This window comes from Bacillota bacterium (assembly GCA_012837335.1).
In the GTDB taxonomy this organism is placed as follows: Bacteria; Bacillota; Limnochordia; order Darwinibacteriales; family DTU012; genus DTU012.
The window spans coordinates 1-9684 of the sequence record DURM01000084.1 but is presented as its reverse complement, the minus strand read 5'-3'; the positions used below and the strand labels follow the sequence as shown (position 1 = coordinate 9684).

Here is a 9684-nt window from a genome sequence, read left to right as displayed (position 1 = left end):
GAAGATTTATTGAGAACTCTTTTAGGGATGGCCTTATGAAGACAACAGGAACTGATATAGATAGGATAATGCCTCCTGTATCTAGATTTGCATCTAATTCTAGAACCATTAAAAAACAGACCATAATTGATAAGCTTCTAGCCTTCTTTGAGAAGTATTTTGGCTTGGTGTAAAAGACAGTAGGGAGGGTAGATAAAGTTGAATTTTAACACGTTACTAATTAATGAAAAAAAGCCTGTATGTAAAAAGATAACTGCAACTTACCAGCTTGACAATGGCGTTTTAGGTGGTCCAGTTGAAAGTGAATTTTCTTATAAAATAGAGAATTCTACTAAAGTGAATATTAATATAGAACAACTTGGGATTCGAAAAATTGTAATTACCACCGAAAAAGAAGTATCTACTGGAATATTATTTTCCCTATGCCAGTCTATAGAAAAACTTCTTATGCTTTTTGAAGGAAGATTTGTTCCTTTAGAATATATGTGTTTCTCTGATTCAGATGAATTTACTGATGATAATTTAATAGAGGCAGGAACTTGGTATAAAGATAAAAGACTAGGTTGCTATGAGTCTTCAGATTTTAGTATGTATAATTGCAATAAAATAATATCTTACAATGAGGTCATAAATGAGAAATTATTAAAAGACTGGATTGAACTTGATAAAGAGCTTGATCTTGCTTCAAATGTAATATTTTATGCTCTATCCAAAAACTTTGCAACAGTTGATATAAAATGTATTTTTTCAATTGAACTTGCTGAAGCTTTTATTGATCTCATAAAAGAACGTAAAGGTTTATTTTCTTCATTAAAGCCTGGAAATAGGGGAACAACTTTAAAGATGTGTTTAGATATGTTGATTACCAAATATGGAAATCTTATTTTTGAAGAAGAAATACGGTCAAAGAAAGACTTTTTACAAATGTTTGTAAGAAGCCGTAATAGAATGATGCACATTAAACGTCATCAAGGTGATAACTATCTTGATGGAGCAGAATCTATTCTATACACAATAAAATTTTTCAACCTCTATCGAATTATTATTTTTGAAACACTTGGGATAGATGAAGGTTTTTATTTAGATAATTTAAAATTGAGTATTGCAAAATGGAATGAATGGGAAGAAGTATTAGAAAAATTTTTAAATAGAATTGATTAATAAAGATAATAATCTCGTATCACTAAAAAAGCCTGCAAGATGAAATAATTATCTTGTAGGCTTCATTGTGCTAACCTTTAAAGCTATTCACCTGTTTTTCTTCAATCCCTATCTGAAAGCTCCTAAGTTGCGGCCTTTTTTAATGAGCGCTTATGCTGATGTATGTCCGCATTAGTGGATCTGTTTTTGCTACTGTTTCTTTTCCAAAAAGCAGAGGAAGAAAAACGTTTCTAAGTGGTAAGAGTTGACAAAATATTATATCAGTTGTAAAATCAATGTTAGGAGCAGTTATTTTTGCAAAGAGCTTCTATTGAAATTTAACAGCTAGTATTTATTAGTAACAGAGTAGCAGACATATTTTGAGTTGGATATTGAAAACAGAGGGGGGAGATATCGGCGGTACATAATGAAGAGCGGTAGGGATGGAAGGTTACGATGGGTTGCCTTGATTCAGACCAAAAAAATTTGAGGAGGTATATTTGTGAAAAGATTACCGAGAGTAGGGTTATTACTGTTGGTAGCAGTTTTGGTGTTGTCTTTCGGGTCTGCAGCAGCAGCGCAAGAACTGATTAGGGTTGGAATTGTAAATCTGCCACCGGAAGAATCCGGCTACCGTCAGGCCAATGTGGAAGACATGAACATAGTCTTTTCCAAGGAAAATGGTTATGACTCCAGACAAACTAACACCGCCGATGTCAACGAGCAAATGTCTGCAGCCATGGGATATATCCGCGATGGAGTCGACTATCTCCTGATTTCTGCCGCTCACGCCTCCGGATGGGATGACGTTCTGCTGGCTGCCAAAAGAGCAGGCGTTAGAGTTATTCTGTTTGACCGGTTAATTGATACCGATCCTTCCAACTATGAGGCGGCACTTGTTTCTGATATGGAGTTTGAAGGTAAGTTGGCAACTGATTGGGTTTTAGCAAATGTTCCGGAACCCAACGTCATTTTAATTCGCGGTCAGTTGGGAAGCGCCGCTGAAATCGGGCGCAGCGCTCCGCTGCTCAAAGCCGCAGAGGAAGGTAAGCTCAACATCGTGTGGGACGGTACAGGCGGAGACACATGGAGCTTAGAGGAAGCCCGTAGAGTAGTGGAAGCCGCGATTGCCGCCGGAAAAGACTTCAATGTCATCTATGCCCAAAACGACGGTATGGCTCAAGGAGCTTGCCAAGCCCTCGAGGCAGCCGGAATCAGCTTTGGGAAAGACGGCAAGGTCAAGATCATCGGATTTGACTTTAATCGCTTTGCTCTGAGAAACGTACAGGCCGGCTATTGGAACGCTGATGTTCAGTGTAATCCGCGGATGGCCAACCAGATTCATGAATGGATCCAGAGTGGTAATATAGCTGAAGGTATTGTTTATCAGGAAGAGATAATCGTGGACACTGACACGATTACCGATGAAATTATTGAGAAATATGGTATTAACCCCGATCCGGGTAAAGGTGTAATCACTAGATAGTTCTGTCATGATTCAGGCAGTGCGGTGTCCGGCTTTCCGGCCACCTGCACTGCCCTTGATAAATAAGCTTCCAGTTAGGAGGGCTTAAATTGCTGCCAGAAATCATCCTCAAGATGGAGGGGATCTGCAAATCCTTTCCCGGAGTTAAGGCACTGGACGCCGTCGATTTTGTGCTCCGCAGGGGTGAAATCCATGCTCTAATGGGCGAAAATGGAGCGGGCAAGTCCACCCTGATCAAAATTTTAACTGGTGTTTACCAAAAAGATTCCGGCCAGATTTATTTAGAGGAAAGGCCGGTTCATTTTAAATCGCCGCAAGAAGCACAAACGATGGGGATCGGTGCGGTCTTTCAGGAGATTGCGCTCTGCCCTAATTTGACTGTGGCCGAAAATATGTTCATTGGCCGGAGCAGGGACGCTTTCGTTAATTGGAAGCAGATGAACCAAAGGGCGGCGGAGATGCTCGCTTCGCTTGGTATTCCTGCGAGCCCGACCCAGGAGCTCGGCAGGTGTTCAATTGCGGTCCAGCAGATGATTGCCATCGCCCGCGCTGTTGATATGGACTGCAAGATACTCATTCTGGATGAGCCTACATCCTCCCTGGACGAGGATGAGACTAACAAGCTTTTCGCGCTTATGCGGGAGCTGAAAGCCCGGGGCGTAGGCATTATTTTCATTACCCATTTTCTTGATCAGGTATACGAGATCAGCGATCGGATTACAGTGCTGCGCAATGGTAAGTTGATTGGCGAATACCCAACCGCCGAGCTTTCCCAAATCGAACTGGTCTCAAAGATGATGGGAAAGGCCCTAAGCGATGTTTCGGCATTGAAAAAGCACGAACCGTCTCAATCTGACGACAGCGTGCCCGTGTTCCAGGCGGAGGGTCTTGCGAGCGCTGCCGGGGTAAGGCCTTTTGATTTCACAATCCATAAAGGTGAGGTAAATGGATTTGCCGGACTTCTCGGCTCAGGACGCAGTGAAAGTGTGCGGGCAATCTTCGCAGCTGACAAAGTAACCGGCGGCGAAGTCAAAGTAAACGGTAAGAAAGTGAAGCTCAGGACGCCCCTGCATGCTATGAGGCAGGGAGTCGGGTATCTGCCGGAGGATCGCAAAAACGATGGCATCATTGACGAGCTTTCGGTGCGGGACAATATTATCCTTGCTCTCCAAGTGTTGAATGGCTTTTTCAAACCGCTGTCGCGCAAACAAGCCGAGGAATTTGCCAACCAGTATATTAAGCTGCTGGATATTAAAACGCCGTCTCTCGACACTCCCATTAAATCCCTTTCTGGCGGCAACCAGCAGAAGGTCATCCTCGCCCGTTGGCTGCTGACTCAGCCCATGTACCTAATCCTCGATGAGCCTACCCGGGGAATCGACGTTGGAACTAAGGTGGAAATTCAAAAACTTGTGCTCAAGCTCGCGGCAGAAGGGATGAGCCTGACTTTCATCTCCTCGGAAATCGATGAAATGCTCCGCGTCTGCTCGCGGCTGATTGTCATGAAGGATCGGGAAATTGTTGGTGAGCTGAGGGGAATGGATTTGACGGAGCAAAACGTGATGCAGATGATCGCTCAGGGGGGTGAATAAGATGGCAAGGCTGAAAAAACTGTTCGATCGCTTGTCTCACCTCATTTTTCCCCTTTCTGTTTTAGTTGTACTCCTGATTATTAACTTAATCAAGGGCGCGGACTATTTTAAAATTACCATGATTAACGGTGTCCTTTACGGGAATATCCCCAACATTCTCTTTGGTGCCTCGGAGCTGGTTATCCTGGCAATTGGAATGACCCTGGTAACTGCGGCTGCCCGCGGGCAAGATATCAGCATCGGCGAGAGCGGTGCGATCAGCTCTGCAATCTTTGTTCAGTATGTTTTAAGCGCTGGAGAGGTTACCATCTGGACCATCTTGGTGGGTTTTCTCATCAGCTGCGCCGCCGGGATCGTGATCGGAGCCTTCAACGGTACCTTGGTCGCTTTCTTTAATGTTCAGCCCATGGTTGCAACCCTGATCTTATTCTTGGGGGGCAGGTCTATCGCGTTTATTATTGATGGCAAAGTATCGCCCATTCTAGGGAACCCGATCTCAAATCAGATCGGCACGGTCATACCTGGTGTACCAATCCAAACGCCAATCATCCTGACGGCTGTCTTTATCGCCATCGTGGCCGTGGTCCTAAAAACCACCAATCTCCGGCTCTACGTGGAAGCAGTCGGGATCAATCCGAGTGCGGCCCGGCTAAATGGGATCAACCCGAGAAAGATTATCTTTTTGACCTTTTTGATCATGGGAGTCTGCAGCGCGGTCGCTGGTTTTATTGCGGTAAACAAGGTGGGACGCCATGACAGTGTTAACCTGCTCAAGTTCATCATGATGGACGCGATTCTTGCCGTCGCCTTAGGCGGGAACTCGCTGGCTGGAGGGAAGTTCAGCATCACCGGTTCGATTATCGGTGCGTATACCATCGAGGTGCTCAACAGGACTCTGCTTAGGTTGGAAGTAAACCCCGAAGCCATTAAGACCTTTAAGGCGGTCTTCATCATTATCCTCATGATCATTGCTTCGCCGGTAGTGAGAGCCTATGCCGGGAAACTATACGATAAGGCGCAGACATTTATCGCTGGCTACTCCGGACGGCATAAGGGGGCACTAAATGAGGCGGTTGTTACCATGACGGACAGTTCTGGGGAGAAGGAGGAGTAGGATGCGACCACTGAACAGAAGCAGGCCAAAAACAAGAATGTCCAATTCCACGCTGCTGTTTATCATTGCTGGAATTATCTTTGTTCTGATGTATGGGATTGCGATTGTTAGTTTTCCCCTTAGTTTCCGGCAGTTTCAAACCTTCTTTGACTTTTTCAACCTGAACGCGGCGCTCTTTATCGTTGTGCTGGGAATGTGTGTCGTCATGATTGGCGGCGGAATCGATATTTCTGTCGGGGCCGTGTGTGGTCTAGTAACCATGGCCTGTGCAATGCTGCTGCAATCGGGAACGGGGAACATTTGGGGCGCTTTGTTTCTAGCGTTGGGAATCGGGCTCGCCTTTGGTCTCATGCATGGTTTTCTCATCGCCTATCTTGAGATTCAGCCGTTTATCATCACGCTGGCTGGGATGTTTTTGGCGCAGGGGCTGCTGACTACTATTCATAAAGATCCCCTCAACGTAACCAATCCTGCGTTTGTTTCCCTGCGTCGCTTTACAATCGAGATTCCTTGGCTTGGCACCGTAAACAGGCTGGGTGTTTTTATCCCGTGTGAAATCAGACCAAGCGTGATTATAGTGGTGGTCCTGATCGTTCTTTATGCCTTCTTGATGAAGAAGACGCGTTTTGGGCGCAACCTCTACGCAGTAGGCGGCAATCGCCAGAGCGCCCGGATGCTCGGGATCAATGTCAAGCAGACGATCTTTCTCTCCTACGTGCTCTGCGGTCTGACCGCTGGGCTTTCCGGCTTTGTCTTCCTCATGACAACAGGAGCCGGCAATATTGGGAATGGATCGTTATATGAGATGAGAGCGATTGCTTCAAACGTCATGGGCGGTATTATGCTAAACGGCGGCGTTGGGAACCTGCTGGGTGCGCCCATCGGGACGCTGAGCCTTTTGACAATCAATGAGTTAATTCGGGCGGCAGGTGTTCAATCAAACTTGCAGGCGATCATCAGCGGACTTCTGCTGTATGTTTTCATTGTGCTCCAGAGTATCATCGTGTCACTGCGGGACCAGAAAAAATTCTCGCTTGCTCTTCCTCCTTGGTTGAAACTGCACCGTTCTCATGACGAGCGCCGCATTTCCAAATGATGTCCCACAGCCTCTGCCGTTTTACGGTAGGGGCTTTTTAAAACCAAAGATTCGCCCTGGATGAATTATTCATGATTATTTCTTGTAAAGCGGACATTGCAGTTTAGCGCCCCGGCGCGTCCAAGAACTTGACACCCAGCTAATATCATATATACTCCTGCCATAGCATCGCTCTGCAGGTATCCGCGTTTTCCATGGGAATCGATATTTACCTCGATAAAGTTGCGCTTCATTAATCCCAGTAATACCCTATCTATTACAGCTTCATCTAGTTTGGCAGCTTCAGCAAGTTCCTCGCGGGTGGTTGCTGTATCGATAGAAATACAACGTAAAATTGTAATCACCTCTTCATCTGCCAGTGGTCGGAGAAGATATGCAATGTCTTCCGTGGGTTCCTCAAAGCATTTCTCAAAGTATTCTGTGTCCTGGATGATAAAGCCCATTCCACTTGTATCATAAACACGTAAGAAATTAGGTCCAAAATCTACCCAATTAGAAGTCACCTTGTTTCCAGCATCATTAAAAATGCGAGAAAGGGCATCAAGTAACGTTGCATTCTTACCGTTATCTTGTGCAAACTGACAAAAATCCCGAATAATATGCTTATTTTTTAATGAAACCGGTACTTCAAGTAATGCGTCAGCTGATACTCCCAGAATATCACACAAGTCAGGAAGTAACATAATATCAGGCATACTTTCACCATTTTCCCACTTGCTGACAGCTTGTCCTGAAATACCAAGTTTTTCACCGAGCTGCTCTTGGGTTAACCCCCGTATTTTTCTCAGATGCGATATTTTTTTACTTAATGGCTCTCTCATGACAACTCACTCCATAATTTTTAGTGACAGGCTGCATGATTTCATTTTATGTTTAATCATAAGTTATTGCAATTAACCATTGGTTTGGAGTTGTCCAACCATTAGTTGAGAAATGGATTTTTGCCATAAACTGCCAGCCATGTTTTGAGCAGTGAATAAACAGCTTCCCGCTGGTGATCATGGGGAAGTAGGCATCGGCGATGTGCATATATTATCTAATGTAAAAAGAAGGAATTGCAAAAATAGAACTGAATTCTCTATACTGATCGTTCTTTATCGATCAAAGCTGCCGTGAAGCTCAATTCGTTACCCATCGATACTAGTTTTCCTAATTCAAAAATCTCAACCTGAGGAGCGATTGTGCAGTTTTGAATTTAACCTAGAAGATGGGAGAGAAGAAGATGGGTATGAGGAGAATGATTTCTCCATCAATGGCGTTATTACTGGTTTTGGTACTGGTATTAAGCGGCTGTTTTGGAGGAGGCTCAAAGAAGCCGGAGGAGAAGTATCAGCTCACAATCAGTGTGGATGGCCAGGGCTCAGTTGACCCTAAACCGGGTAAGTATGAGTATGCTAAAAAGACTTCTGTATCGCTGGAGGCAACAGCCGCAGAGGGCTGGGAATTCAGTCACTGGATTGGCAATGTGGCTGAGCCGAACTCCGCTAAAACAGCAGCCTATGTTGATAAAAATATGTCCATTACTGCTGTTTTTGCCGCTAAGCTGGAAACACCAGTAGCTGTTGAAAAAGAAAAGGTTATTAAGTTTAACAATGATCTTGTCCTAGATTTATCCAACGTGGAGATTCCACCAGAAACAAAGGTAACGGTCAAAGATGTGCAAGACGAGGTTAGGGAAGCTCTGCCAGAGATCCTTAAGCCTGCCGGAGCAGCTGTGTCGGTTAGCTTCAACAAACCTGATTTGAATTTTGCGGAAGGAGTAATCCTGCGACTGCCAATTGAAGAGGCGGCAGCCGGGGATAACATTGGTGTTTTTTATCAAGGGGAAACCAGCTGGGAATACCAGCCGACAGTAATTGAAAACGGGTACGCGGTGGCGGCTGTTACGCATTTTTCTACTTATGCAGTTCTTAGTGCTCCGGTAGTGGTGGCTCCGCGGGCTGCGAATGATTCCTTGGAACTTGAACCGGGTCAGGAGATTGAGTTAGTTACCGATACACCCGGAGCCATGATCTTATACAGCACCACCGGTTTAGAGTACCCGGGTGACTTTCAAATTTATAATGCGCCCTTGGTAATGCCAAATCACGACTTTGAGTTTTATGCTTTTGCGGCAGCGCCAAATATGATTTCCAGCGAAATAGTAACCTTTAAATTCAGTAAAACGGGTAATGATGAACCTGCGGTGGTATTTGCTGATCCTAATCTAGAACAAGCAGTCAGGGACCTGATCGATAAACCAGTCGGAGAGCTGACCAGGTCAGATGTTGCTGATCTGACTTGGCTGTATGCCTATGAGCGAAACATCCACAGCTTGGACGGAATTGAGCATCTGGAAAACTTAGAAAATCTGCAATTGTCCACCAATCAAGTGGAAGACCTATCGCCGCTTGCCGGATTAACTAAGCTGAAGCAACTGGGTGTGGAGAACAATCAAATCCGCGACATTACTCCACTAGCAGGGCTCGTTAATCTGACAGAGCTTGGTTTGCGGGCCAATGACCTTACCGATATCAGTCCACTGACATCCCTGACCAAGCTCGAATACCTCACTCTTGGCGAAAACCAGATTGCTGATCTTGCGCCATTAGCGGAGTTAAAGGAACTGACTTCGCTTAACCTGACCAGCAATCAGATTGCTGATATCAGTCCGCTGGCAGGACTGACAAATTTAACGCAGCTGTATCTGTCCAACAATCAGCTTAGTGAGATCAAAGCGGTTGAGGGGCTTACTAATTTACAATCCCTAACTGTTGAGAACAACCTAATCACTGATATTGCTCCCTTAGTTAACAACAGCGGTTTAGGCGCGGGAGACGCAGTGTATATGCGCTGGAATTATCTGGATTTAACACCCGGGTCAGATGACATGAATAATATTCAGGCGCTGATGGACAGGGGTTTATATCTTTTCTATGATCCCCAAGACCGGATTGTTACCTTTGCGGATCCAAATCTGGAGCAGGTGATTTGAGAAACTATTAATAAACCGGAAGGAGATCTTACTGCCGGAGAAGTCAGCGTAATCTGGAGGCTGGACGCCGATAACAGAGGTATTTCCAGCCTGGAAGGAATTGAGCATCTGGAGAAACTCCAGTACCTGATCCTGTGGGATAACCAGATCAGCGATCTGACTCCCATTGCAGACTTAACCACTCTGCTGGTACTTAATGTAGATCGGAATCAAGTTAGCGACTTAAGTCCTGTTGCCGGATTAACTGCGTTAAAAACGCTGTATGCGGAAGACAACTATCTT

8 protein-coding genes are annotated in these 9684 nt (G+C 45.1%); 7 read left to right on the top strand and 1 reads right to left on the bottom strand.

Features of this window, described 5'->3' with window-relative positions; all coding sequences use genetic code 11:
* From GX019_10945 to GX019_10920, 6 genes are all read left to right on the top strand, one after another.
* A partial coding sequence (locus tag GX019_10945; protein HHT37674.1) for a type I restriction endonuclease subunit R occupies positions 1 to 173 on the top strand: 173 nt, incomplete at its 5' end.
* Positions 174 to 198: 25 nt separating this feature from the next.
* On the top strand, positions 199 to 1161 hold the full coding sequence (locus tag GX019_10940; protein ID HHT37673.1) for a hypothetical protein: 963 nt from the start codon (positions 199 to 201) through the stop codon (positions 1159 to 1161).
* 634 nt (positions 1162 to 1795) lie between these two features.
* Positions 1796 to 2626: a substrate-binding domain-containing protein gene (locus tag GX019_10935; GenBank protein HHT37672.1), complete on the top strand. Its 831-nt coding sequence runs from the start codon at positions 1796 to 1798 to the stop codon at positions 2624 to 2626.
* A gap of 113 nt (positions 2627 to 2739) precedes the next feature.
* The gene (locus GX019_10930; protein ID HHT37671.1) at positions 2740 to 4218 is read left to right on the top strand and encodes a sugar ABC transporter ATP-binding protein; all 1479 of its coding nucleotides are present in this window, start codon (positions 2740 to 2742) and stop codon (positions 4216 to 4218) included.
* A gap of 1 nt (position 4219) precedes the next feature.
* Complete coding sequence (locus GX019_10925; GenBank protein HHT37670.1) at positions 4220 to 5332, top strand: ABC transporter permease; 1113 nt, start codon at positions 4220 to 4222, stop codon at positions 5330 to 5332.
* Position 5333: 1 nt separating this feature from the next.
* Entirely contained in the window at positions 5334 to 6428 is a 1095-nt protein-coding gene (locus GX019_10920) for an ABC transporter permease (protein ID HHT37669.1), read from the top strand.
* A 65-nt stretch (positions 6429 to 6493) separates the two neighbouring features.
* Here the strand turns inward: GX019_10920 and GX019_10915 are convergent, their stop codons facing one another.
* Positions 6494 to 7249, bottom strand: coding sequence for a helix-turn-helix transcriptional regulator (locus GX019_10915; GenBank protein HHT37668.1), 756 nt, complete (start codon positions 7247 to 7249; stop codon positions 6494 to 6496).
* 401 nt (positions 7250 to 7650) lie between these two features.
* Between GX019_10915 and GX019_10910 the strand changes: the two genes are divergently transcribed.
* Positions 7651 to 9402, top strand: coding sequence for a hypothetical protein (locus tag GX019_10910; protein ID HHT37667.1), 1752 nt, complete (start codon positions 7651 to 7653; stop codon positions 9400 to 9402).
* The last annotated feature ends 282 nt before the right edge of the window (positions 9403 to 9684 follow it).

What these genes read in the sequence shown, in the direction of transcription:
- GX019_10920 (HHT37669.1), top strand. Translation starts at nt 5,334, where the DNA reads ATGCGACCACTGAACAGAAGCAGGCCAAAAACAAGAATGTCCAATTCC.
- GX019_10925 (HHT37670.1), top strand. Translation starts at nt 4,220, where the DNA reads ATGGCAAGGCTGAAAAAACTGTTCGATCGCTTGTCTCACCTCATTTTT.
- GX019_10915 (HHT37668.1), bottom strand. Translation starts at nt 7,249, where the DNA reads ATGAGAGAGCCATTAAGTAAAAAAATATCGCATCTGAGAAAAATACGG.
- GX019_10935 (HHT37672.1), top strand. Translation starts at nt 1,796, where the DNA reads ATGAACATAGTCTTTTCCAAGGAAAATGGTTATGACTCCAGACAAACT.
- GX019_10910 (HHT37667.1), top strand. Translation starts at nt 7,651, where the DNA reads ATGGGTATGAGGAGAATGATTTCTCCATCAATGGCGTTATTACTGGTT.
- GX019_10930 (HHT37671.1), top strand. Translation starts at nt 2,740, where the DNA reads ATGGAGGGGATCTGCAAATCCTTTCCCGGAGTTAAGGCACTGGACGCC.